Below are 26339 nucleotides of genomic sequence, written 5' to 3' on the forward strand. Positions count from 1 at the left end.
AGATCCCGCGTCCGCGGCAACAATCACATGAATTATTAGAGGCATTACAGATAAAGTTGCCAGAAGTATTGCCAAGCCGGAACATACGGGTAGTCACTAGAAAAAAGCTTGCTGTTCGGCGTAAAAGCCAATAAATATAAGGCTTTTACGGCACTTTTGTTTTTTGACTTGGGGTGAACATCCGTTGTATGTTATCAAACCGGGGAGGGAATATAACGGTGAGATGGGTGCTGTTCAGCAAGTCGTTGTAAGATTTTGTGCAGGTGTTATCGCATTGATTATGCCTGCATCAATGGGGTCATTATTAACGTGGATTATGGCCTTGGCATCCGGCATACTTATACTGTCGTGCGCACACCATTGACGTGGGTCGCAAACCGTATTGATTTTTTCCCTTAATTCTATAGGTGTAAAGGGAGATAAAAAATAATGCTGAATATCATTTTCTTTCGAACCTGTGGAAGTCACAATAATAAAGGGCGTATCTTTGTTTATTTCCTCATTTTTTAACTCTTTGAAAAGAGCAATGCCGTTTGCTTGTTTAAATTGCATACCGCAAATAATTACCTCGAATTTTTGTTCTTTAAATTTTTCCAAAGCTTCTGCTGCGGAAGGCGCCTCGATGATAACAACATCATTAAGCGCGGAGATAAGGTATGTTTTGAGTAATGTTCGCAATATCCTGGTTTCGTGAACAATGAGTATTTTACGCATTCGCATGGCAGGCTTTCTTTCATTTAAATCCGGGTAAATAACGCATCCTCAGGTATGAAGGTATGAAGTGAAGCCCGGCCTCATTGATAAATCATCTTAAAAAGCTTTGATGCAAGATGCTTGTTCATATTTTTAAGTACTTTATATTCCTCATATGCCATTAGCTTATTTTTTGTTTGCAAATATGCCATACCCAGATGAAAATGTACTTCCGGAACATCCTTGTTAATACCAATGGCTTGCCAGTATGCCTCAATGGCGTCACGATGCCGCTCAAGAGCCGTGTAGGCTAAACCAAGCATGAAATATGCCTCAAAAAATTGCGCATTGCTGCGCACCGCATCAAGGAGAGATTCAACCGCCCCCTTATATTGTTTTTGCATAAAATATGCCATGCCAAGCTGGAAGTGCCCTTCCGGAAATTCCGGTTTCAAACGAACCGCCTGTTTCAGGTTTTTTATTGCATCGGGATAATTGCCAAGCTTATTTTTACAGTAACCAATCTGAAAGTATGCATGGGCATAGTTCCTGTCTTTAGTTATTGCCTTTTCCAATAAGGAAATTGCCTTTTCATATTCTTCATTTCCGATAAGGAAAATTCCTTCCCCATAAAATGCCTCTTCGGAAATCTCCCCCAAACCTCTCCTTTCAGAAAATGATTGCTCCTTTACCGGAACAAGGCTTTTAAGCCTTTCGCAGGCAAGAGCGTAACCTTCCCCACCGGTAGAAATGAAGGCCATAATACCCACGGCTTCACCATTCATATTTACCACAGGACTTCCAATGCAACTAAGCGGAAACGACGCCTTTATCCTTATTATAGTTCCGAACAACGGAATTTCAGAAACCCCGGAGACAACTCCAGTCACCGCAAAATGTCCTGAATCGAATGAATTATTTATCACCATGATTTGTTCATTTACACCGGGCAGGATCATGGTCAACGGCAAAGGAGACGCCCTGCTTTCAAAATTGTCGATTGCCAATTGCACAAGGCCGCCTTCTTTATCCTCCGCAAGAATTTTTGTTACGGAATAGCTATTGCCCTGAAAGTTTTTAACCCGAATACTATGCGCATCCATGAATACTTTACTATGGGTAATAATATCGCCTCGCTCATTTATAATGAACCCACCCCCCTGATTAAACTCATTCCCGTCTTTATCGAAAGACGTGAGAGAAACAACCGCGGGTTTGATTTTATTCGTCAGGTAAGTAGCCGCATCCCGCGCCATTACACAGACAGAACCTCCCGCCACAGATACGAAAATTGCACCAAGTATAACGTTTTGAAAGCATCTATTCATACACTTACCCCTTCCTGTTTTGGCAAAATATTGTGTGTTTCCTTAGCAATCAGATACGATTTTTAGAAGTTTTTTGCGTTGCACTGTCCAAATACATAAAACGCATTGACTTGCGTATTCTCATGTAGTACCATACTTCCCAATAATGAATTGGATAGTGACGTGTATCGTCCGGTTATCAGGTGTCCGTCAGGGGAAAACAACATGGCCTGCCGGGTTACGTTTCACTTTACTTAGAATTTTCAAAATACAAAACTATTACCGTTTATCAACAGAAACCATAAAATAACCCCGGTATCCGATATGCATTTTATTAACAAAATACGAGGAATCAACGAAGAGGGAAACCGCCTTAAACGAATTGCAATAAAAGTGGCGGCCATACTCGCATCTCAGGCAATAGTTGCTTTTTTATTTATGCTTTTTTTCACGGGCAAAACCAGCAGAGACAATAGCCGTCGCTTTGCCGGTTATGACGCCAAAATAAGCGTGATGGAAGACATGGTTGACCATGCAACCCAAAAACACAACAAAGACATTGCGGAACTCGCCAAATCAGTCGGCAAAATGGGCAGTATAAATCAAGGCATATTGCAAACTATCAACACCTTATCGGAAGAATTCCGCAAAATGAAGCCGGTATCTGAAGAAGCAAACATGTCTTCAGCGCAACTACAACAAGCGCAGGATAGCCAGTCACCCCAAACAGAAGAGACTTCCATTCTAACAGACGCCGCACCCCAAAATAACATGTGGAGTCTCCGGATAGTTACCCTGCAGAACATAGAAAAGAATAAAAAAGGCGCGGAAGAACTGATAGCATATCTGCAAAGCAATGGCATCCATAAAGCAAGGATATATCAATACGGCAAGCTATTGTCGGTGGACGTTGGTGATTTTGCCGATGTTTCTACGGATGAGGCAAAAAAACTTAGGGAAAAGATCAGAGGCATCAACTATAAAGGGAGTACCTTTAAAGATGCCTACTTCGTTCAGTACTGATAAAAACGCAAACTGCAAAAAATCAGCCCCACAGGCAAATGCATTTTAATACTCCACTGGTTTTCTCGATATCTTCAATCGTCCACGATTCGTCTTACTTTCCAAACGCTTTTCCTTTGCAGCTTTTTTAGGTTTCGTGGGCTTCCGTTTTTTTTGCACAATAACCGCACTTTTTATAAAATCCCGCAGCCGGTTGAGCGCATCCTCTTTATTTTTGTCCTGGCTGCGATATTTCTGCGCCTTGATAACGATCACCCCTTCTCCTGAAATACGGCGGTCACTCAGCGATAAAAGCCTTTCTTTATAAAAATCAGGCAACGACGACGCATTGATATCGAAGCGCAACTGAACAGCAGTGGCAACCTTGTTGACATGCTGCCCTCCCGCACCCTGCGCACGAATTGGGTGCATCGATATTTCGTCTATCGGAATGGTTACCTTATTGGATATTTTTACCATATAGTATTACACTTACCTTTAAAACTCATTTATTACTATCACACCAACAGACCCGAAGCGGTTCATGTCTGGAAGTTCACGCGCCGCATCCTCAAGGCCGATTGTTTTTCCAATCAATTTTTCCGGACGTAATTTCCCTTCGCAAACCATCTCCAACATAGCGCCGTATTCATGCGCCTGCATTCCATGACATCCCAGTATTTCGAGTTCATTTGCGATCACCTTGTCCATGGGTATAGGGGGATGCCGGTGTTCCGCCAGCATCAGTCCGACCTGGAGATGTTTCCCCCGTTTTCTTAAAGTAGCTATTGAATTAAAGCATGTATTTGAACTTCCAAGCGCATCGACAGAAACATGCACCCCGCCTTTTGTTATGTCCAATATAGCTCCTGCCACATCCTCCACCTCCCCGGCATTCACCAACGCAACAGCTCCAACCGATCCGGCAAAATCAAGTTTCTCTTTTTGTATATCAACCGCCACAACATTCGCCCCCAGGGCGCTTGCAATCATAATTGCCGACAAACCAACGCCTCCGCATCCATGCACAGCAACCCACTGCCCGGCTGAAACCTTCCCCTGTGCAACAATTGCGCGAAACGAAGTGCTGAAGCGGCATCCGAGGCTCGCCGCGGTTACGAAATCAATATCTTCCGGTAACTGTACTAAATTAACATCTGCATAATCGATTGCCACGTACTGCGCAAAAGAACCCCAATGGGTGAATCCCGGCTGAGACTGACGGTCACAAACCTGATGATTCCCAGAAGCGCATTGCGGGCATGCACCGCATCCGCACACAAACGGAAGGGTCACCCTGTCTCCCTTCTTCCACAGTGACACTTCCTTCCCGGTTTCTTCAACAACACCTGCAATTTCGTGTCCGGGAACATGTGGCAAACGAATGCAGGGATCGTGTCCCATCCATCCATGCCAGTCACTCCGGCACATTCCGGTAGCTCCCACGCGAATCACCACGCCGGTTTTCTCAGGCGCTGGATCAGGCACCTCTTGAATAGTCAATGGTTGAGCAAATTTTTCATATACTGCCACTCTCATAAGATGCCCTTATTTTATAATAACACGGTATCAATTTTTTGGGAATACGTACAGTCGGCAAATTGTGGATTGCCTACTGTAGACTGTAGAAATTATTATAAAAACCTCAACTTATTGAGAAGTTACATTTTACGCTATTGTTTTTCCGCTTACCAGAGCCGCTTTAAGTTTTTGGCGTCGGCTTAAGCGCGTAGTTAAGGCATAACTGTTGATATAGAAACTCTGGCGCAAAATCGGCTCCGTACGAAACAACCCTTACAGGGTTCCAAAGTAGAACATGGCAAACACAATACCAAGAAAAATGGGGGGTATTCCTGATTTTTTGTAACTTTTGCCATGTTTTAATGAAACGTTGCCGTAGTGTTAACCCTGACATGGTTCTGAACCCTGTCAGGGTTGTGTCGTCCTGACCCCTCTGAACGGTTACAAAAAAGAACTATTCAGCGTAATCTATTAAACTACCGAAGCACAACTCGTTCTCAAATCTTGTCCTGAACATAGTGAAGTATCTGTTTGGGAACGTAATGGCAATGGAAACTACATTCGCGGGTTCAGATTTGTAACCTGAACCCGCCTGGAGTCGTGTAATGTTTACGCTTAATAGTTGCACAAAAAATCGGGAATGCGGCCGGTATAGTAAACGGGGAGACGCTTGCAATGCGTCTCTATAAAAATATTGAAATTCCTAAACATAAATTTAAAGTAACTTCCCGGCATTTTTTGCCAGAAACCTTCCCATTTCTTCTGACGTCACTGCTTTACTGCAAAGATAGCCCTGGAATTCATCGCATTGCAGCCCCTGGAGAAATTCAAATTGTTCATCTGTCTCTACGCCCTCAGCAATTACCGTAAGTTGAAGACTTTTTGCCATGGCGATAACTGCTTTTACAATCGCTGAATTAGTCGGGTCTTTATGTAGGTTATGAATAAATGTCATGCCAATTTTGAGTTTTTGTATAGGGAATTTACTGAGATAGCTTAAAGAGGAAAAGCCCGTACCAAAATCATCAATAGTGATCTGAATCCCGAGGCTTTTCAATTTATTCAGTTTGTAAATGGTGGTTTGCAGGTTTTGGATGGCAATACCTTCCGTGATCTCAAGATCAAGGGCATCGGGAGACATACGGGTATCATGTAAGACGTTATTCACAAAATCTATCAGGTTTTCGCGTCCAAAAGTATGTCCTGAAATGTTTACCGCTATGGGTACGGAAGGGAGGCCGGCTCTTTGCCATGCCATGTTCTGTTTGCAGGCCGTGTGCAACACCCAGAAATCGATAGGCACGATTTGCCCGGTGTCTTCCGCCAATGGTATAAATTCTGCGGGGGAAATCAATCCTTTTTTAGGATGTTTCCAACGCAAAAGGGCTTCCATGCCAACCAATCGCCCTGTAGCAATATTCACCTGCGGCTGATAGTATAAAACCAGCTCCCTGTTCTCCAGGGCACGGCGCAGGTACATTTCTTCGAGGAGCTGCTCGTAGGCTTTTTCCTGCACAGTTGAGGAGTAAAAATGATAGTTGTCCCTGCCGCTTTCCTTTGAAATGTACATGGCGGAATCGGCATTTTTCAGCAATGCTTCCGCTGTTGTGCCGTCACCCGGATACAGGGCGATTCCAATACTGGCGCTAATGCAGAGATCATGGTCGTCTATGATTACCGGCTCTTTTAATTTCTTTAAAATTCTCTGTGTGACGTCATTTGCATCTTCCATCCTGGAAATTTCCGTCAATAATAGCACAAATTCGTCTCCTCCCTGACGGCTGACCGTATCTTCTTCGCGTATGCAGCTTTTTAATCTGTCTGCGATTATCTTCAGGAGGCGGTCTCCTGTGCTATGCCCCAGTGTATCGTTGACTTTTTTGAATCTGTCGATATCAATGAATGCCACTGCCAGCATTTGTTGTTTGCGATGAGCGTGTATTATTGCCATATTAAGACGGTCGTGAAATAATTCCCTGTTTGGCAAAGCAGTCAGTGAATCGTAGTACGCCAGATAATGGATTCTTTCTTCCGCCTGTTTATGCTCTGTGATATCTTCCATAATTGCGAGATAATGGGAAATAAATCCTTCATTGCTTTTGATAGCGGAAAGAGACAGTGATGTCCAAAAGAGTTCTCCGTGTTTTTTCCTGCTGGAAAATGCTTCCTTCCATTCTCCTTTCGAGGTGATTGCTTTCCACAACGTTTTATCCGCCATGGATAAAGATTCACCGCCGGGCTGTATGATGTCTATCAGATTTTTTCCCAGAACTTCTTCCGGTTCAAAGCCGGTCACTTTGCAGAACTTCGGGTTAATATAGTCAATGCGGCCATCCGTATCGGTGACGGCAATCATTGCCGGGCTTTGTTCAACGGCAAGGGACAACGTACAGATCATTTCCTCCGCGTGTTTACTCCCGGTAATATCTCTTATTACGCCGACGGTTCCGACGAATCGCTTATCGTTCTTCATAATATCGGAGTCGTAATGTCCTGTAGCGGCAACCTCAATGATCTTTTCATGCTTTTTGGGCCATTTTATAATCTGAATGGTGTATTCCATGTACTCCGGGGATTTCTTTGATTTTACCCGTATCTGCAAACCTGTGGTTTTTCTTTGTCCGGTTCTTCGTTCGTCAAACAATTTAGGCGTGGTTTTGTAGTCGCTTGTCTTTCCTGAATATTCTGACAGCACTTCGGAGCGACTTACTTTTTTCAAGTCATCAGGGTGTATCAGTTCACTAAAATGTTTGCCGATGAGTTCGTCAGGCTCATAGCCAAAGACCTGCACGGCTTCATTTATGAAGGTAAAATAGCCGTTTGCGTCAATTCTATAGATAATATCGGGCAGTATTTCCACAAGTCGTTTATAGCGCTGTTTTCCGTCCTGCAGTTCCAGTTCGATCTGCTTACGTTCCATGGAATAGCGCATGGTGCGGGCAAGTGAATCTCCGTCTATTTTCCCTTTAATCAGGTAGTCCTGCGCACCCTTCTTCAATGCTTCAACTGCGACCTCTTCATCGCCAAGTCCGCTTAACACAACAATTGGCGTTCTTGAAGCATGTGCTTGTATTGAACAGAATGTTTTTAATCCCTGGCTGTCAGGCAGTGAAAGGTCCAGGAGAATAACGTCTATAAAATCATTTTCCAGTTTCTGCAATGCGGAAGAAAGGCGGTAGGCGCACTCAAGGCTGAAGGATACGCTTTGTATATCATCCAGCATTTCCCTAACCAGGTATACGTCGCCAGGGTTGTCTTCTACCAAAAGCACCTTTATTTCATTTTTCATAACAATAGCATCTCTTTTATTCTGCGGGGAGTTTCACAATACTAAACCAAAAATTATGGACAGCCTGCACAATCTTTATGAATTCATCAAAATCAACAGGTTTGGTTACGTAACAGTTCGCATGGAGGCCATACGACTTAAGTATATCTTCCTCGTTGCTTGATGTGGTCAGGATTACAATAGGAATTAATTTCAGTTTTTCATCAGTTTTAATTTCTGCAAGCACCTCGCGGCCATCCTTTTTTGGCAAATTCAAATCCAGCAGGATAATATCGGGCCTTGTTGCGTCAGCGTATTTACCTTCCTTGCGGAGGCATCTCATCGCCTCAACACCGTCGGTAACTACCGTGAGATTATTGTACAACTTGCTTTCTTCGAGGGCTTCCTGCGTAAGGCGAACATCGCCCGGATTATCTTCCACCAGCAGAATTTCAACAGGCCTGATATTTGATAAAGTATGCATATATGAATCATCTCCATAAATTAGGCTGCCTTTAGCAGCGACTTTATTCTGTTATTGATGTCAATGTAGAGATGCATGCAATGCGTCTCTACATTAACATTGAAATTCCTACGCTGTCATCGCCAGAACCAAACAATCACGAGATAAAAAATACGAAGCACGAAACAAATTCCAAAATACAAAATCCCAATGAACAAAACCGTAACACTTTAGTTTTTTAAAAAACCGGGTTTTTAAATATTTGAAAATTGAAATTTAGAATTTCGGATTTTACCATTAAATATTTTGCCAAAAAGCACGCACTGGCGAATGGAAGTGTGCAAAGAAATTACCAGTAAGGTACTATCCTTTGAATTAATTTCTTACGGGCAGTGAGAAATAAAATGTAGCGCCTTTCCCCGGCTCTGATTTTAACCATATCCGTCCGGAATGGCGTTCAACGATCTTTTTGCAAATGGAAAGCCCTATCCCGGATCCTGGGTAGTCTTCTTTGCCATGCAATCTCTGGAAAACAATGAATATGCGGTCGTAATACTGCGGGTCTATTCCGATACCATTGTCGCTGACAGAGAATATCCATTCACTCTCTTTTTTCTCAGCAGAAACATGTACACGCGGAGGCGCCTCTCCGCGGAATTTAAGGGCGTTGCCAATAAGATTCTGAAATAATTGTGTGAGCTGAGAGGGATCGGCCATTACAGCCGGCAAATGATCCTGGGTTATTGCAGCCCCACTTTCCTCAATGGCTATTTTAAGGTTTTTGGCAACACGGTTAAACACCTCCGTGCAATTAACAGGTTCAAAATTCCTGCATCGGGAAGTCACACGCGAATATGCCAGCAGGTCATTAATGAGCTGTTGCATCCTCATTGCGCCGTCCACTGCAAAGGCGATGTATTCATTGGCATTGGAATCAAGTTTGTCTTTATAACGGCGCTCCAGTAGTTTGGTATAACTGGTAATCATACGCAGCGGTTCCTGCAGGTCATGCGATGCGACATAGGCAAATTGCTGAAGTTCTGCGTTGGAACGGGACAATTCTTCCATAGAGTGTATCAATTTCTGTTCCGCCCATTTGCGCTCGGTAATGTCGCGGATAATGCCAATAAAGGTAAAATATTCATCCAGGCGGGCGTCTCCTATCGTTAATTCTATAGGGAAAGCCGTTCCGTCTTTTCGCAGTGCTTCCAGTTCGATAGGCCCTGTGCCAAGTATTCTGGCCTTTCCCGTGTTCAAATATCCTTTTAACCCATCTTCATGTTTTTTGCGGTATGATTCCGGCATGAGCATAATAACGTTTTGGCCAACAACCTCTTCTTTTTTATAACCAAACATCTTTTCAGCGGCAGGATTAAATAGTTCTACAACGCCCTGTTCATCAATGGCAATAAGGGCGTCCGCCGTGTTTTTGACAAACGCATTGAAGCGTACTTCTTTACGCTTGCGTTCCGTGATTTCTCTTTGAATTGCAATGAAATGGGTAATGGCCCCTTCTTCGTTCTTCATTGGGGAAATGGTTGCAAAGACCCAATAATATTCTCCGGTCTTTTTCCGGTTGTGGAATTCCCCCTCCCATTCGTTTCCGGAGACAATGGTTTCCCAGAGCTGTTTGTACTGTCCGTGAGGGGTTTCTCCGGATTTTAATATGCGTGGATTTTTTCCAATGGCCTCTTCTCTGGCATATCCGGTTATTTTAACAAAGGCAGGATTGACATATTGGATACAGCCCTTTACGTCGGTAACGATAACGGACCCTGAGCCATGTTCTATGCTATGTATGAGCATGGAAAGATGTTGCTTGTTAAGACCGTGCAAGCCATCTTCAAATAATGTAGTCATTTTAGTTATCTTCTTTTTCTCTATGGTTCTTCATAATCAGTACACCGGTTGACAACTTTTTATCTGCATCTAAAATCTTTATTAACCGGGCGTTTATTTTTACCGGCGGCTGTCCTTTGGAAATGGATATCTGGAAATTTGTGTCTTTTTCCTGTGCGTTGGCAAGCGCATCAACGGGTGTTGTCAGCTCCATTTGCGAGAGGCGGGCAAGCATGTCCTTTTGCTCCGTTCCTGGGATTTGCAATAGTTGCTGTGCGGTTTGATTAATATTTTTAATTTCCCACTGACCGTTGACCACAACAACGCCTTCATCTATATTTGCCAGTATTATGTTGAGTATTTCAGATTCATCCTCCCTGCCTGCCGCAGTTCTCGGACGAAGCAATGATTTTACCCTTGCAAGGAGTTCTGTTTTGTTGAAGGGCTTGCTGATAAAATCATCCGCACCTGCCTCAATCCCCATAATGCGGTCGTCCATTTCATGCAAAGCGGTAATCATTATTATCGGGATGTTTTTTGTTGCCTCATCCGCGCGTAATTTTTTACAAACCTCGTATCCGGTAATCTTAGGCATCATTATGTCAAGCAAAATTAAATCAGGTTTTTCCGTTCTTGCCTTGTTTAAAGCCTCTTCTCCGTCATATGCTTCGATTACTTCATATTTGAAGGCTGTTAAAATAACCCTCAGCAATTTGACATTTTGTGTTATATCATCGGCTACCAGTATTTTTGCCATAGAATACCCGTGTTCTCTTTCTGATAAAAGTAATGCCTGTCAAAATACAGGAATAGCAACTACAAAGTCCTTTTTTCTGTGTTCTGAACAGACTATTTATTTTTTTAAATATTTTTCTATAGTAAGAGGCAATTCTCTTGTATCAATAGGTTTGCTCATATATGCGTCACAACCCGTATCCAGTATCTTTTGTTGGTCCCCCTTCATGGCATGGGCAGTTACCGCTATTATGGGAATATCTTTTTTACCGGCATCGGCTTTGATTTGCCGTATCAGTGTCAGCCCGTCAATCCCTGGAAGTTGTATGTCCATAAGAATGATATCCGGTATTTGTTCTTTCAACAAACTTAATGCTTCCTCGCCGGTAGTTGCTTCGATGACATTATATCCCTTTGCTTTAAGCACGACGCGTATCAATTTTCTGTTTTTTTCATTATCTTCTACTACCATTACGTTTTTATTCGACATTCATTGTCCCCTTCCCGATATATCGGTTGTATAGTAATTTTCTTTCGAAAATGAATTTGGCTGTTTAAAAATAAAATTTTTCATGCCCTTTTGTGAGCCTTCGACTAGTGGAAGTTTTATCTCCCCTTGTGAGCAACGGCTTATGGATGTTTCATTTTATTATAGGGGTACCACTATCCTTTATGGTGGGTTTGCTCTATTTTCCTGATTGCCATAAGGAGATCCTCCTCAGTATGACTTCCCTTTTGAATTAAGGCCAGTATGTTGCCGTTTAATTCTTTTTTCTCTTCCGGTGTAATATCCTTTGCGGAGCAAATAATAATAGGGATTTCTTTTGCAACCGGATGTGCTTTTAATATTTCTATGACTTCAAATCCGCTCATGCCCGGCATCATCAGGTCCAGGATGATAATATCAGGGTGCTTTTCTAAAGCGAGGTTGATGCCTGCTTCGCCGCTGTACGCCTTTAAAACATCACACCCCTTTTCTTTTAGAATAGTGGTTATATGTTTGACCGCCTTCTCGTCATCGTCCACCACGAGAATCTTCACTGGTTCTTCTTTTGTTTTTAAGGTATTGGCAACCGCATTTACTGCATCTACTAGCTGTTTTCTGCCTACAGGTTTTATCAGATATTCAGCAGCACCCAGACTGTACCCAAGTTCTTTGTTGTCAAAGATTGAAACGATTATTACCGGTATGTGAGCGGTATCTTTATCGCCCTTCAGTTTAGAAATGACTTCCCATCCGTCAATTCCCGGCAGCAAAATGTCAAGCGTAATCAGGAACGGGTTGCATTGTTTCGCCTTTTCAACTGCACCTACTCCGTCTGCCGTTACAACGACGTTATATCCGGCATTCGTTAAATATAAGGTAAGGAGATTGGCAGACATACGATTATCTTCTATAACGAGAATAGTTTTTTTTCCTTTTGTTACTACCGGGGACAGCTTATGCACATGTGTTCCTTCATCCCCTACCTCCTCGCCGCATATGGGACATACCGTAGCCATCTCATCCTCCGGATGCAGGATTCTTTGAGATTTTGTTACTGGAATCGTAAAATAAAAAGTACTCCCTTTCCCATATTCACTTTTGAGCCAAATCTTTCCCCCGTGCATCTCAACAATCCTCCTGGTTAAAGCAAGTCCCAACCCTGTGCCTTCATATTTTCTTGAAAACGAGCTGTCTGCCTGCCAGAATTCTTTAAACACTTTTTCACGGTCCTCGGGTTTTATCCCTATGCCTGAATCAGACACGGAAACCTGCATTTTTCCGTCCACAATAGCTGCATTTGTTGTAATTGTACCATTCTGCGGCGTGAATTTTATGGAGTTTGAGAGAAGGTTGTATAATATCTGTTTAAATTTCACCCGGTCTGCTTCAATATCTTTCACATCTTCTTGTATAACCGTTTTTAACTGAAGCTGCTTCTTTTTGGCCAGGCCTTTTAAAATAGTATAGACATCCTCGATGGCGTCGGATACAAGAAATGATTCATACTGCAGTTCCATCTTGCCAGCTTCGATTTTTGACAAATCCAGTATATCGTTAATCATTTGCAGAAGATGTCTCCCGCTGCTGTGGATGTCCTTAACAAAATCTTCCTGCTCGGCATTTAACTCTCCGCAGAGTTTATCTTTCAGCACCTCCGCAAATCCGATTATTGCGTTAAGAGGGGTACGGAGTTCGTGAGACATATTGGCTAAAAACTCTGATTTCATCCTGTTCGCACGCTTCAGCGCAGAGACCGCCTTTTGTAAATGTTCTGTTTTCTCAGTAATACGTTGCTCCAGCATAGCATACGATGACCTCAACTTGTCCGACATGTCATTAAAAGCTTCTCCCAACTGCCCGACTTCATCATTGGTTGAAATTTCTACCCTTGTTGTTAAATCGCCGGTTTTTTTAATGGCCGTGGCGGCGGCAGTTAATTTTTCTATAGGCTTCAGGAATTTGTTTGTGGTTAAAAATATAATGACCACTACCAGTAAAATGCTTGCCGTTCCAATAATAATGAAAAATATAATAGCCGCGGCATACCGCTGTTCAGCTATTTCCTTTGGTATAATGACGCTGAATGCCCCCCTTATTTCTCCCAGTTGGTAATCATAGCCCGCATCATAATAATCCCGCACAACCGGTGGTGCCCTTTCTCTTGGCCCGTGACAAAGAAGGCAGTCTTTTGTTACATATAGCGGATATAGGTAACGTTCTACTCTTTTTCCATCAATAACATCGTCTGCCCAGTATTCCTTAATAGTAGGGTCTTCTTCCATTTTCCTGAGTATTTTTTCTTCGAAGAGATCGGGTTTGTTTTCTTCATTCCGGTATCTTAAGCTCGTCTGTTTAATGACATAACCCGTTTTTTCTGCAAAATTTTTACTGATGGCGTTTGTGGCAACGGCAGGAATAAATTTTTTTGTTTGCTCGTTAAGTTCTATTTTATGCATGATGGAGGCAAGATAATTCCGTGTCGTTTCCAGTTGTATCACCAGCATTTTTGCCTTTCCCCGGATTTCTTTTGTGAATTCCTGGCGTGTTTGCTTGTAGATAAAAAACCCCACGATACCGTTCAATGCGATCAGTAAAACTGCCAAAATGATTACCAGTTTATGTCTTATTTTCATGTTTCTTTTTTAACGAGAATAGCCCCTAACGGACAACACTTTTCAAATCCTTCCTCAACATCCCACGTGCCTGTTTTCTCCGGAACAAGCCTTGCCTTATCATTTACAAGTGCAATCGCATCGCCGGCTCTTACTGCGCAAATTCCGCAGCCAACACATTTATTTTTGTCTATATTTACAGAGATAGCCGCGCCATTTTTCTTTAAGATTACGTTATCGGCATACTGGCAGACGTCTTGTTCCTCAAAAGAAACAAGGTTCCCGGGCAGATGTTTTTTTATTTGCTGCCTGCCATCCCTTTCATGCAGAAATATTGATCTGCCACATTGCCCGCAGGTATGCAGTTCTTGTAATTTTTTCAGGTAGTCCATGACTGTTTGAACGAGGGTGGCGTGGCTCCATGTTAAGGGTGAGACAGACATCGGCTCTCCGGTAAAGGGGTTAATTTGTTCCGCAAGCACGCCGGAAGGCAGTGCGCGTGAAACAGCCCATTTTAAATAGTATATTGACCTATCAAGGTCTTTCACGGATTTTGTAATTGCAATATAATACTGCGCCAGCCACATAGTGCAAATAATCCAGGGGTTCCCTGGAATTGAGTCATCATTGCCGGCACGCTGATAAGTATCCCTTTCGTATCGGGCAATTCCTCCTATTTCCGTCTTTACCCACAAGACCTCTTCAATTGCCTTCATAGTGTTTTGTACTCTGACATCATCCGGTGGGTAAGCGCCAAAGGCAAACAGCCCGTAAAGGCTTGCGTCAACAGTTTCGTCTATTTCAAATCCACCTTCTTCTTTCGGAACTATCATGCGTAAAAACCGGTTAAGCTTTTCACTATAAAGATATTGATCCATCGCTTTTCTAATTTTTTCAGCAGTCTGCCGGTATAGTTTTGTCTTTTCCGTGTAATTGAATATTTCGGAGAGCCTTGACGCGGCCATCAGGCCTCCATATACGGTAGCTACTGTAAACGATAAAATACCGCGTCTTTCTTCCCAAAGATCATACGAAGGGAGGGGCAATTCCGTTTCATCATCTCTGTAGCTTACAAGAAAATCTGCGGCCTTTTCAATAAACGAATGGTATAGCGGGCGTATTACATCGATTTTCCGGTACATGTCATAATATTGCCCAATCGCCCAGAGAAGAAGGGCTGTTTCGTCTTCCTGGATAGGCACATGTATTTCTTCTCCTCTTACCCAAGGGTGCCACGAACTGCCGAATGAACCGTCAGGGTTGTATTTGTGCAATAAAAAGCCGTCTTCTACCATAACACTTGCACAAAAGTTGTACGGAGCAACCACGTTCGCACAAAAGTCAAAAAACTTTCTGCAGACAGTGCTATAGCCAGCGCTCATGAGCGCATGTGCAACTAAAGCGCCATCCCTTGGCCACATATAACTATAGGTATCTTTTGCGTATTGAAGGATATCCGAATCATTTGCAGCAATAATTGCCCCGCCGTTGTCGATCTGTGTTTTAAGCACCAACAAGCTGCGTTTAAAGAGATTAATTACTTCAGCCGGAAGGTTCCCATAATTAAATTCCTCTTTATTGACCCAATGTTTCCAGTAGCTTGCAGTACGGTCGAGTATGGCTTGCGGCTTTTCGCTTAAAAGAATATTATTTAACAAATTTACTTCGGCATACGTCCTGCCGACGGCAATCCAATAGTATGCAACCGATTCTCCGAAAGGAGGGATTTTCAGGGAAATGCCGATTGTCGAGTCTACAGATCCCTGGGCAATTGGATTACCTCCCAGAATGCCGTCTTCCGCATCACGCCAGGTACCTTCCGCCCCCTGGTGCCGTTTTATGCCGGTAGCGTATTCGCGCACCCCCCACACGTCTCCGGCCGAACAGTTGATTAAAAAGTAACGGGGACCCTTATAATGAATGAGGCAGTTTTGTTTTGCGTCGTAAAACACCGTATCGCCGATTTCATTTTCCATAACACTCAGATCCTGATGGAAAAAAAGGCGTATTTCTCTTTCTGTTGGGGCGGAGTTTTTAATTATCATTTTCCGCAAATAAATATTTTTCTCAAAATCAACTACATCATTACACATGAGTTGAAGGCGCAGCTTTTCATGACGGAGGAACACAGCAGTCACCAACGTTTCATCAAGATACCCCAAAGAAATATTCCATTCTTTGGGATTAATCCATGAAAAACCTTCCTGTGTCCATAGCCCAAACCGGCATGGATAACCCCTGGTATGGTTTTCTTTTCCAACATAAGGGAAGTAAAAATCCCGAACCGAATAGCTTGAATCGAAGGTCACCAATAATGATCCGTTTCCAACGGGAATATCTCTGGGCATAGTTGCAAACCTTTTAACTTTAGTGGTAATAGTTGATGGCAAAGAATCATTTTGCTCTTTGCCGGAAAAAACCGAAAATACGTAACACTTTAGTCTTTTGAAAAATTCCAATACTAACGATGTTTGCCGCCCGATATAGGGACGGCGGACATCCTTGCCTCTCGTTCTTGCGTTCTTGCGTTTTTCAAAAATCTAAAGTGTCACGATTGTTTTATATTTCCCAGGGGATCTCCTCGTCTGAAAAAAAGAATTCCTCGCCGGCAAGCATATCCAGCTCGGTCAAAGATTGATCTGCATGCATTTGTTCAGCGCTGGCAAGGGTTTCAAATAATTTTTTTTCTTCCGGTGTTTTGGCGGTAAAAGCGGCATTTTTGTAAAATTGGTATGCCTTATTTTCCGCCTTCGCAATAAGCCGTACAACATCAATGAGCGCTGCATTGTCGTCAAGTTTTTGTACATCAAGTCTGTTTTCGTGCGAAGTGATACTTTCAGGATCAAATGTTTTTCCATATGCCTCTTCATACCAGGAAGTAACTATTTCTTCATGTTCTTGTTCTGAGTCAGCCATCAGCTTTAAACGCTTTCTGGCATCTTCATTTTGTATTTGATCCCGCATTTTCAAATAAAATTTTTTAGATTTGTTTTCCTGCACAATAGCAGTTTCGAGTATTTTTTTCAATACATCGCTTTTCTCATTTACCATTTTTCCCCCAAAATACAGAGTTAATTTGTCAGGAGATCAAATACAATTGCAACAATTTGGTTTTTTGAAAAAGTAGGGGCGAAGCATTTGCCCGTTTGGGTATGAACTTATTTATAACAAATGCTTCGCCTCTACATTATTGCGGCAAACATCGCTATTAATGGTTTTTTTCAAAAAACTGAGGCGTTGCTTACAATTATATTTTGCATCTTAATTTTAATTGTTAGAAGTATACCATTTTAATGGATTTTTTTAAAAGATGAATTTTTTGAGAAAAAAAATGCCCGTTAACAATAAAAAAGAAATGAAATGGTGGATACCGTAAAGTCCGTGACCAGTATGGGAAGGTAATTCCAGGGACACTTTACTTTAATCCTGCGAACTAAAATCCAGAACGGCTGAAGTGCCTTTTTTGGTAACTATTCAGCGTAAACGATACACGGCTCGTTCCCAAACCTTGTACTGAACTTAGTGAAGTATCTGTTTAGGAACGAGTTGCGCTCTGATCTCCGGTAATTTAATAAATCGCGCCGGATAGTTACCTTTTTTGTCAAAAAGTGCCCAAGTGATTAATTATGATAATCGCGGAAGTGGATATGATATGGTCACTGTTTTTCAGGGAATTTATTTGGAATGCTAAACGAATACTTCTTTCGGATTTCGTGCTTGTTTAAACACTCGTTCCCAAGCTGTAGCATTTGGGAACGAGTGCGAAAATCAGTTCGTCATTAGAATTTGTTTCGGATTTCATGCTTGCCAGCTTAGGGGTGGGCAAACTATTATCAAGAAAGTACGTTTTTACAGAGTAATACTATATTACCACTCCAAATCTAAAAGAAATGGGGAAATTGATTTTATGGTGAAAATAAACAGCCTATTTAATTAGTGGCAGGATATACACTTATACGGCGTTTCGTGTCAAATTTCACCACACCTTCTATCATGGAAAAAATCGTATAATCTCTCCCAAGTCCCACATTTTTGCCTGGCCTGAATTTAGTGCCGCATTGACGAACTATGATTGAGCCGGTTATCACGGATTGGCCGCCAAATTTTTTAATGCCTCTCATTTGGGGGTTGCTGTCTCTTCCATTCCTTGAAGAACCTTGTCCTTTTTTATGTGCCATTTTTTTCTCCTCTTAAATTAACCATACGGGCAGATACGGACAAACATGTTGTCCGCGCCACCCTGAAAAACTACGTTTATACAAAATGTACTTCTCGTGTATTAAAATAGTATCTGCACTATTTCCCGGATTGCTACCCAGCAATTATCTCTTTTACCTTGATCTTTGTGTATCTTTCACGATGTCCGCGTTTTCTCATAGACGCTTTTCTCCTTCGAAACTTTATCGTCACGCATTTTTTATCTTTTATTACACCTTTTACCTCCGCAACGACCTTTGCATTTGCAGCGCTTCCAAATGTTGCATTTCCAGATTCATCTGAACAAACCAGCACATTGTCAAACTCCAGATCATCTCCAACTTTGGCATCCGCCTTTAAATCAATACAAAACTGTTCTCCGGTTCTCACCTTATATTGTTTGCCCCTGTCGTTTATAATAGCATACATCTCTTTATTTCTCCTCCTTGTCTTAAAGCTGAATTAAAAATTATACGGTAACGGGTTCACCCTTATTATCAAAATAACGAATATCTATTTTGCCATATTCATTTGCTGTATCGGTAAAAATAACTATTTTTTTGTTATACGCATCTTCAATCTCCGCCATTTGTTTTCTTTTCTGATTCTGTAAATAATCGACTACGTCATTATTTGAAGTTATTTCAATCCTTACGACTTGAGGTAAATGTAAAGCAAATTTTACATCTCTCATGATATTTAAACACAGAGATTCTACTGTTTTTGCGTAGCCTGTTCCGCAGCAAAATTTGCATTCTTCAAACAAAACGTCTCTCAGACTTGGCCGAATTCTCTGTCTGGTGATTTCAATTGTACCAAATTTTGACATTTTCAGCATCTTTGTTCTTGCGCGATGCCTCTTCAACGAATCCGCAATTGCCTTCTCAACCGCCTGGATATGTTTTTCATCCCGCATATCGATAAAATCGATAACAATTACTCCCCCTAAATCCCGCAGTCTTATTTGGCGTGCAATTTCTTTTGCCGCAATCATATTCGTCCTGAACGCCGTCTCTTCGGGATCGCATTTCCCTTTATATTTACCGCTATTAACATCAATCGCAACTAATGCTTCTGTCTGTTCAAGAACGATTGATCCGCCATGCAGCAACGGAATTTTTCGCGAGTTTATTTCTTCAATGGCATTTTCAATTCCAAAATTATGAAATAATGGCTTCTCTTTGTTGTAGAATTTAAGCTGTTTTTCATATTTAGGCATTATTATCCGCAGGAACTCTCGTGTTCTCTTAAAAACAGATTCTGAATCTACAATGATTTCATTTATATCCTGGCTAAATATATCACGAATTACGCGAATCACCAGGTCGCTTTCCTGATAAATTACGCCTGGCGCGTCAATCTCTTTCGACTTTTTACAGATATTCTTCCATAGTTTCAACAGATAATGAAAATCTTTCTGTAGTTCTCTCTTTGTTTGTTGTACACCGGCGGTTCGAACTATAAAACCAATATTCTTCGGGGGATTTAAGCTTTCAAGGATTTTCTTTAACCTTTGTCTCTCTTCTTCCTCGGTTATTTTCTTGGAAACGCCGTAACGCTTTACTTCCGGCATTAAAACCAGATATCTGCCCGGCAAACTTATATAGGTGGTCAAACTGGGTCCCTTTGTCCCAAGGCTTTCCTTTGTTACCTGAACAAGTATCTCCTTACCTTGTTGCAAAACATCGCGTATCCGATGGTGTCTTACAGGGGGGGGATCCGCTTCTTCTCCCTGATTCTTTCCTTCTGACGGAACCAACACATCCGAAGCATGGAGAAATCCGTTTTTTTTGAGCCCTATATCAACAAATGCCGCTTCCAGGTTTGGTTCTATATTAACCACTCTTCCTTTGTAAATATTCCCTGCAATCTGCTCACGTGAGCTTCTTTCAATATACAATTCCTCAAGAATGTTGTTTTCTAATATAGCGATACGACACTCTTCAGGTTCAATCGCATTTATAAGCATCCTTGTTTTCGTTTTCGTTGTTTTTTCCATTCTTTATACAGAAGAGATATCCACTTCCGTCCTGATAATTTCAAAAAGCTCGTTATTTATATCGACCCCAAGGGCACTTACGACTTCTTCAGGCCTCGGCATACCATCCGGCGTCAATCGGAAAGTTAAAAACAGGGCTTCGTTCTCCCGCCAGATTTTTTGAACAGAAGATCTGATTTCTACGGATTTTTGCACCTCTTTTTTCATGCGTTTTATTACTATAGAATGTTCATTCCAGAAATCTTCAATTTTTAAGGTTTGCAGAATATCTTTATTTTTAAAAATAATCTTATATGTCACATTATCAACAGCGCCTCTTTCCGATAGCGGTATCTGCCAGGCCGAAACAATGCGAATCCCTTCCGGCAATTGCCTCCGGAACCGTTCCACCAGTAACTCAAGCGGTTCATGATGGAGCAACTCCAATTCCAAAATTTCATCTTCTCCGCTCATGCCAACACCAAGCGCTAACGGCATGGATATTTTTGGGTGAGGATTAAAACCTTTGGACATTGCGATGGGGATATTTGCTCTTCGTATTATCCGTTCAATGGTTCTCATCAAATCATTATGGGAAATAAACCGAATATCCCCCGATTTGGAAAAACGAATGCGTATTTTTTCTCCTATGGCCAGCCATCCTTCATAAAACAGTGAGGTGAAAAAAACAACTTTACCGTAAAGATATACATTCTTAAACTGGCATAGCCAGGACCAAACAAGTACTAAATAAAAAATACGAAACACGAAGCGCGAAGCACGAAGCACGAAACAAATTCAAAAATACAAAATCCCAATGAACAAAACCGTAACACTTTAGTTTTTTGAAAAACCGGGTTTTTAAATAGTTAAAATTTAGAATTTGTTTAGAATTTCGTATTTAGCTTTCGGGTTTCACTATTAAATATTTTGCCAAAAAACACGCACTGACGAATGGAAGTGTGCAAGGAGATTACTGATAAAGTATTAATATACTTCCGGTAAAATTTTTCTTACAAAATCATTAAGATATTTTTTGGTTTTTTCCGGATTGTCAAACTTAAATACAGTTTCCGCCACTTCCCTGGCTTCTTCAAAAGAAACAGACCGGATAATCTTTTTCATCTCGGGTATGATTGTTGCGGGAGCGACGCTAAACTCTTTCAGACCAAGCCCTACAAGGGGGATCGTATATTCCAGTTCCCCTCCCATTTCGCCGCAAATTCCAACAGGAATATCATTTTCATGTGCAGATTTTATCGCAAATTTCAAAAACCTTAAAATCGCCGGATGTACAGGACAATATAAATATGCCACCCGTTCGTTGTTTCTATCAACCGCCAAAGAATATTGGATAAGATCGTTTGTGCCTATGCTAAAAAAATCGCATTCTTTTGCCAACATGTCTGAAATCATAACAGAAGAGGGGACTTCCAGCATCGTTCCCATTTTGACGTTTTTATCAAAGGAAATATTCTCTTTGTCCAGATCTTCCATCGTCTCATACACCATCTGTTTTGCCCGTCTCAGTTCCTGGATGGATGAAATTAAGGGAAACAATATTTTCACCTCTCCCAGAGCAGAGGCTCTCAGCAAGGCTCTAAGCTGTATTTTAAATATGGAAGGGTTTTCAAAACAATAACGTATAGAACGACACCCAAGGAAAGGATTTCCCTCTTTTCTATGTTCCAGGTATGGCAGCTTATCTGCACCTAAATCAAGCGTTCTGATGATAACAGGTCTTCCCTTTAGTTCCTGAACAACGGTAGTGTATGCCTCCAAATGCTGCTCTTCTGTCGGAGGTGTTGGAGAATTCAAATAGAGAAACTCCGTTCTGTAAAGGCCTATCCCTTCCGCACCGTAGTTTAAATTTACACCTATTTCCCGTGGAAATTCAATATTGCCAAAAATGGAAATATGTCTTCCATCCGCCGTGGTGGAAGGTTGGTCTTTTAGTTCTATCGCCAGTTTTTTCTCAAAAACATCGATACTCTTTACCTTACTTTGGTACGTTGCTAACGTCTCATCGTCTGGCCTGACAATTACCAATCCCCGGTTTCCGTCTACAATTACGATATCACCTCCAAAAACATCCGAGGTAACCGTGCCAAGCCCTACCACGGCAGGAATTCCCAATGCACGCGCAACGATTGCCGTATGAGAAGTACGTCCTCCGCCATCGGTGGCAAAACCCTTAACTTTTTGAGGATCAAGCATGGCCGTTTGGGAAGGGGTAAGGTCGTGCGCCACTAAAACTACTTCTTCCTCAAGATTTTTAAGTTCTTCCCTCTTTTCACCCAACAAATTTCTTAAAAGACGGCGTTCAACATCAAAGATATCTGTTACCCTTTCCGCCAGGTATGAATCTTTAATATCCTGAAATTTCCTGATATATACACGCAAGGCGAGAGAAACTGCAAATTCAGGCGTAAAGTTGGTTTTCCGAATCCGTTTTATAATTTCATCTTTCAACCGTGCATCCTGCAAAACCATTCTGTGAGTGCCGAAAATGGACCCTATTTCAGAACCTAAATTCTCAGAAACCTTCTTTTCCAAATCCTCTATTTCTTTTTTAGAGGCATCGATCGCTTTTTCGAGTCTGCAAACCTCATCTTCAACTGCCTCATTTTTTATGACGTGGCGTGGTATCCGGAAGCCTTCGCTCTCAAACAAAAAAGCCTGCCGGATCACAACCCCCGGTGAAACGGCTATGCCTTTTCGGATTTCCATAAATTCTTCTTCAAACTTGCTATTCACCAGTTCTTCCAGAGCGTCCAGCGCTTCTGCACAATCCACCCCTTTCGCACTTATTAATAACTCCGTGCCATTTTCCGCACCAAGCGTTAAAAGCTCAATGATGCTTTTGCCATCAATATTTTTACCCTTTGCTTCCACGCGTATCTCAGAAGTATATTTATTGGCAATTTCGGAAAATTTGGTTGCAGGCCGCGCGTGCAGGCCATTTGAATTCCATATCTTCACTTTCCGTTCAGATATTTTGGAGTTTACAAAGAAAAAATCCATTATACGCTTCTCTACAAAACTACAATAAAATACTGTATCTAAATAAATGGTAATGCTTGAAAAACAGGAGAATAATGCTCTTTCACTCTTGCGATAGCTTGTCCGTCGCCATGCAAAAAATTAGTCCGACAGCCGTTCGCCATAATAGCTTATCAGTAATTTCTTTGCACACTTCCATTCGTCAGTGCGTGCTTTTTGGCAAAATATTTAATGGTGAAATCCGAAAGCTAAATACGAAATTCTAAACAAATTCTAAATTTTAACTATTTAAAAACCCGGTTTTTCAAAAAACTAAAGTGTTACGGTTTTGTTCATTGGGATTTTGTATTTTGGAATTTGTTTCGTGCTTCGTGCTTCGTATTTTTTATTTAGTACTTGTTTGGTTCTGGTTATGCCAGCGTGGGTATTGAGGAATAAAAGCGCCCTGCTGAGTATTACACCTGAATACCGTCTACTTCCTTCAGTGTATCTACCATCCCTTCAATGCCTTTTGCTTCACGCATAAAGCGACGGAAATCATCATCTCTGATTGCGGTAGATATTTTCTCTAAAGCGGCGAGATGTGACCCGGTGGAATCGGTGGGGGAAAGCAGCAAAAAAAACAGGAATACTGGTTCGCCGTCCAATGCATTAAAATCGACCCCTTTTGCAGAACGGGCCACAGAACCTATAACATTTTTTATACTTTCATGCTTTGTGTGGGGTACGGCCACTCCCTTGCCTATGCCCGTACTTCCTAATTCTTCCCTTTTCATAAGGGCTTCAATAATCCTTCCAACATCTTTTGCATCGATTTTTTTCGCATCACGAAGAGCACATACCATCTCCCTGATGACTGCTTCTTTTTCAACGGACTGTATTTCTGTTATAATCGCCTCAGATACAATAAAATCAGTTAATTTCATTACCCTTGCACCCCCAATAAGTATTCTTTTATACCTCTATACCTCTTGTTTGCCTTCAGATTCTGCGACTTCTCCAATAGAATGCTTCTTTTGACGAACAATTTTAGATTCTATTTTCCCCTTGTGTTTTTTCAATTGCGCAACTACTTTATCCACAACAATATCTATAGAACGATACATGTCTGTATTTGACGCCTCTGCCACAATCGTGGGTCCTCTTGAAACATTGACAACCATTTCGACAAGATGGCTGCTATCCCCCCCTATGTCAAGCGTTACCTGTACATGCAAAATCCATTCGAAAAATTTTTTTATTTTTTCAGCTTTTTGCAAGGCATAATTTCTTATTGCTTCCGTAATATCCAAATGTCTGGCAACTATTGTTATATTATCCAAAGCACAATTCCTTTCTTTAAATAAAAAATATTCACTTAAAACCTTTACATTTTACTGATATAAGACTTTCCGTCAAGGAAATTAAAGCAGAATACCTAATTCTTATACTCTGCAATTGCAAAAACAAACAAATGTATGGATTTGGCCCCTGTTTTTTTCAGTTTTTTTGCGCACTCACGCATGGTTAAGCCAGTAGTGAGAACATCGTCCACCAATAATACCCTTTTTCCCTTCATTATTGCCGGGTTTTTAATAAAAAACGCCTTTTGGACATTTGAATATCTTTTGCTTTTAGATAATCTTGTTTGTGAAGTAGTGTTTTTGATTCTGATAAGGTTATTTACGGAGAAAGGCGTTAAAAAAGCCCGATGAATTTCACGCGCTATAAGCTCTGATTGATTGAAGCCTCTCTGCAATTTCTTTCGCCAATAAAGGGGTACCGGTACAATAATATCTATTTCCCGCATAAGTTCCCCAAGTTTTTTGTTTTTCCGCAGAAAGTCCCCTATTGCCTTATATAAGAAACGCTGTCTTTCATATTTATATTTATGTATTAAAGCTTTAATCGCACCATCATAATATGCAATTGCCGTTAATGAATCATGGTAAAGATGCTCTGACCGGCAAAAAGCACAGCCTTTTACCTCAGACGCGACGGAATACTGCCCTAAAACACTCCCACACCGAATACAATGTCTCTCATTTACAAATGGAATATTTTTCCTGCATGTACCGCAAATATACTGCTCGCAATGGTAATTTATATTCCTATGGCAATAGAGGCAAATCCGCGGATAGAATACGTCTAATAATGCCTGTACATAATTATTAATCGCATTAAGCATTCATCATATCAAAAAAGAATATTCCCACAGACCCAAAAAGTACAATGGGCATCCATGCCGCCAATACGGGGTGAACCATTCCCGTATTGCCAAGATTGGAACAAATAAAAGACACCGCATAAAACACCCCACAGGCAAGGATACACAAACTTACGCGCAAAAAAATGTTTTTACTCATTCTTTCAAACCCAACAACAAGAGGTATTCCCAAAAAAAGCAACACAATATGCGTAAGCGTATAGGCAATTCTTGAATGAAACAATACCTTATTCTTCGGATTATCGGGTTCCTTTTCGCATAATTCATTTAACTGTTCAAGGCTTAACAAACTGGAATCTAATTTTTTCTTTCCAAGTTCTAATGGAGTTACGGAGGATACGAACTCAAGCGTATCCAACCGATGAACCGGAGCCACCCATCTCCCCCGTTCGTCATAAACATGTTTTAATATCTTGCTTAATACCCACGTGTTATTTCCAATCCATTCCGCTTTCTTTGCATTAAGGGTGAATCTTTTCTTTCCATTTTCATCCCGCGAAAGGATAAACACAGAATCCATTTTTTGCGTTTTATTACTATATTTCCATATTCTGATTAATGCATTGTTTTCATCATCATGCACAAGCAGGTTCCGTTGAACGTCGCTATCAAAGGTATTTTGCTGCATAGCCTCCAATTTTTCAGCAAACCGGGGAACAATCCATTCCTGATCGCCAAACGACGCAAACCCCATAAACACCGTCACGACAAATATGGGCAGCAATATTCGGTATAGTGAAATTCCCGCAACCTGCATCGCCAGTATTTCCTTGTTTCTGGATAGTCTGACCAGTACAATGCCCACCGCAACTAAAGTAATGGCAGGAAAAAATTGCGTGATTATCACCGGAAAGAGGTAGGCATAATAACGCGATGCAACGCCAAATGAATTTATTCCCATCTCCAAAAAATCATCCAGCTTTTGAAGAAGGTCAATAATAACATATGTGCCTGAAATAATGAGGAGACACAAAAAAAATGTTGGGAAAAACGCTTTTAACAGGTATCTGTCCAGCCTTGAAAACATG

General features: G+C 41.4%; 22 protein-coding genes. 1 reads left to right on the plus strand and 21 read right to left on the minus strand.

The features are described 5' to 3' along the window. Window positions 1–234: 234 nt before the first annotated feature. Together QZT26_RS05395 and QZT26_RS05400 are read right to left on the minus strand one after the other, a co-directional pair. The gene (locus QZT26_RS05395; RefSeq protein ID WP_099325121.1) at window positions 235–720 is read right to left on the minus strand and encodes a response regulator; all 486 of its coding nucleotides are present in this window, start codon (window positions 718–720) and stop codon (window positions 235–237) included. A 74-nt stretch (window positions 721–794) separates the two neighbouring features. Then, the gene (locus tag QZT26_RS05400) at window positions 795–2021 is read right to left on the minus strand and encodes a tetratricopeptide repeat protein (protein WP_099325120.1); all 1227 of its coding nucleotides are present in this window, start codon (window positions 2019–2021) and stop codon (window positions 795–797) included. Window positions 2022–2324: 303 nt separating this feature from the next. Between QZT26_RS05400 and QZT26_RS05405 the strand changes: the two genes are divergently transcribed. Further along, a complete protein-coding gene (locus QZT26_RS05405; RefSeq protein WP_099325119.1) occupies window positions 2325–3023 on the plus strand; it encodes a hypothetical protein in 699 nt (232 codons plus the stop codon). Between the two features lie 45 nt (window positions 3024–3068). Here QZT26_RS05405 and arfB read toward each other — a convergent pair whose 3' ends face one another. The 19 genes from arfB to QZT26_RS05500 all read right to left on the minus strand — a co-directional run bounded on the left by arfB (window position 3069) and on the right by QZT26_RS05500 (window position 26338). After that, window positions 3069–3482 carry an alternative ribosome rescue aminoacyl-tRNA hydrolase ArfB gene (gene arfB / locus QZT26_RS05410; RefSeq protein ID WP_099325118.1) on the minus strand — a complete coding sequence of 138 codons (414 nt, stop codon included), beginning with the start codon at window positions 3480–3482 and terminating at the stop codon, window positions 3069–3071. Window positions 3483–3500: 18 nt separating this feature from the next. Further along, window positions 3501–4541: a zinc-dependent alcohol dehydrogenase family protein gene (locus QZT26_RS05415; protein ID WP_099325117.1), complete on the minus strand. Its 1041-nt coding sequence runs from the start codon at window positions 4539–4541 to the stop codon at window positions 3501–3503. A gap of 697 nt (window positions 4542–5238) precedes the next feature. After that, window positions 5239–7812 (minus strand): EAL domain-containing protein, encoded by a 2574-nt coding sequence (locus tag QZT26_RS05420; RefSeq protein ID WP_099325116.1) that lies wholly within the window; start codon window positions 7810–7812, stop codon window positions 5239–5241. A gap of 16 nt (window positions 7813–7828) precedes the next feature. Beyond that, a complete protein-coding gene (locus QZT26_RS05425) occupies window positions 7829–8275 on the minus strand; it encodes a response regulator (RefSeq protein WP_099325115.1) in 447 nt (148 codons plus the stop codon). Between the two features lie 354 nt (window positions 8276–8629). After that, window positions 8630–10114, minus strand: a complete 1485-nt coding sequence (locus QZT26_RS05430) for a PAS domain S-box protein (RefSeq protein WP_295101127.1) — start codon at window positions 10112–10114, stop codon at window positions 8630–8632. Window position 10115: 1 nt separating this feature from the next. Continuing rightward, complete coding sequence (locus QZT26_RS05435) at window positions 10116–10850, minus strand: response regulator (protein WP_295101128.1); 735 nt, start codon at window positions 10848–10850, stop codon at window positions 10116–10118. 96 nt (window positions 10851–10946) lie between these two features. Then, on the minus strand, window positions 10947–11318 hold the full coding sequence (locus QZT26_RS05440; protein WP_099325112.1) for a response regulator: 372 nt from the start codon (window positions 11316–11318) through the stop codon (window positions 10947–10949). Window positions 11319–11491: 173 nt separating this feature from the next. After that, window positions 11492–13948 carry a response regulator gene (locus QZT26_RS05445; RefSeq protein WP_295101129.1) on the minus strand — a complete coding sequence of 819 codons (2457 nt, stop codon included), beginning with the start codon at window positions 13946–13948 and terminating at the stop codon, window positions 11492–11494. Beyond that, window positions 13945–16275 (minus strand): glycoside hydrolase family 15 protein, encoded by a 2331-nt coding sequence (locus QZT26_RS05450; RefSeq protein WP_295101131.1) that lies wholly within the window; start codon window positions 16273–16275, stop codon window positions 13945–13947. The genes QZT26_RS05445 and QZT26_RS05450 overlap by 4 nt, the downstream gene beginning before the upstream one ends. A gap of 211 nt (window positions 16276–16486) precedes the next feature. Beyond that, entirely contained in the window at window positions 16487–16978 is a 492-nt protein-coding gene (locus tag QZT26_RS05455; RefSeq protein WP_295101132.1) for a ferritin family protein, read from the minus strand. An 878-nt stretch (window positions 16979–17856) separates the two neighbouring features. After that, on the minus strand, window positions 17857–18105 hold the full coding sequence (gene rpmA / locus QZT26_RS05460; RefSeq protein ID WP_099325109.1) for a 50S ribosomal protein L27: 249 nt from the start codon (window positions 18103–18105) through the stop codon (window positions 17857–17859). Between the two features lie 133 nt (window positions 18106–18238). Beyond that, a complete protein-coding gene (rplU, locus tag QZT26_RS05465; protein WP_099325108.1) occupies window positions 18239–18553 on the minus strand; it encodes a 50S ribosomal protein L21 in 315 nt (104 codons plus the stop codon). Window positions 18554–18593: 40 nt separating this feature from the next. Beyond that, window positions 18594–20123 carry an Rne/Rng family ribonuclease gene (locus tag QZT26_RS05470; protein ID WP_295101133.1) on the minus strand — a complete coding sequence of 510 codons (1530 nt, stop codon included), beginning with the start codon at window positions 20121–20123 and terminating at the stop codon, window positions 18594–18596. A gap of 3 nt (window positions 20124–20126) precedes the next feature. Continuing rightward, a complete protein-coding gene (locus QZT26_RS05475) occupies window positions 20127–20891 on the minus strand; it encodes a TIGR03936 family radical SAM-associated protein (RefSeq protein WP_320409729.1) in 765 nt (254 codons plus the stop codon). 198 nt (window positions 20892–21089) lie between these two features. Continuing rightward, the gene (gene ptsP / locus QZT26_RS05480; RefSeq protein WP_099325105.1) at window positions 21090–23126 is read right to left on the minus strand and encodes a phosphoenolpyruvate--protein phosphotransferase; all 2037 of its coding nucleotides are present in this window, start codon (window positions 23124–23126) and stop codon (window positions 21090–21092) included. A gap of 434 nt (window positions 23127–23560) precedes the next feature. Further along, on the minus strand, window positions 23561–24031 hold the full coding sequence (locus QZT26_RS05485; protein ID WP_099325104.1) for a PTS sugar transporter subunit IIA: 471 nt from the start codon (window positions 24029–24031) through the stop codon (window positions 23561–23563). A 36-nt stretch (window positions 24032–24067) separates the two neighbouring features. Continuing rightward, the gene (gene raiA / locus QZT26_RS05490) at window positions 24068–24427 is read right to left on the minus strand and encodes a ribosome-associated translation inhibitor RaiA (RefSeq protein WP_099325103.1); all 360 of its coding nucleotides are present in this window, start codon (window positions 24425–24427) and stop codon (window positions 24068–24070) included. A gap of 95 nt (window positions 24428–24522) precedes the next feature. After that, entirely contained in the window at window positions 24523–25272 is a 750-nt protein-coding gene (locus tag QZT26_RS05495; RefSeq protein WP_164994378.1) for a ComF family protein, read from the minus strand. Further along, window positions 25265–26338, minus strand: a complete 1074-nt coding sequence (locus QZT26_RS05500; protein ID WP_099325101.1) for an LptF/LptG family permease — start codon at window positions 26336–26338, stop codon at window positions 25265–25267. Before QZT26_RS05500 ends, QZT26_RS05495 begins: the two co-directional genes overlap by 8 nt. Window position 26339: the final 1 nt, after the last annotated feature.

The sequence above is a fragment of the uncultured Candidatus Kuenenia sp. genome, assembly GCF_900696675.1.
Taxonomy (GTDB): domain Bacteria; phylum Planctomycetota; class Brocadiia; order Brocadiales; family Brocadiaceae; genus Kuenenia; species Kuenenia stuttgartiensis_A.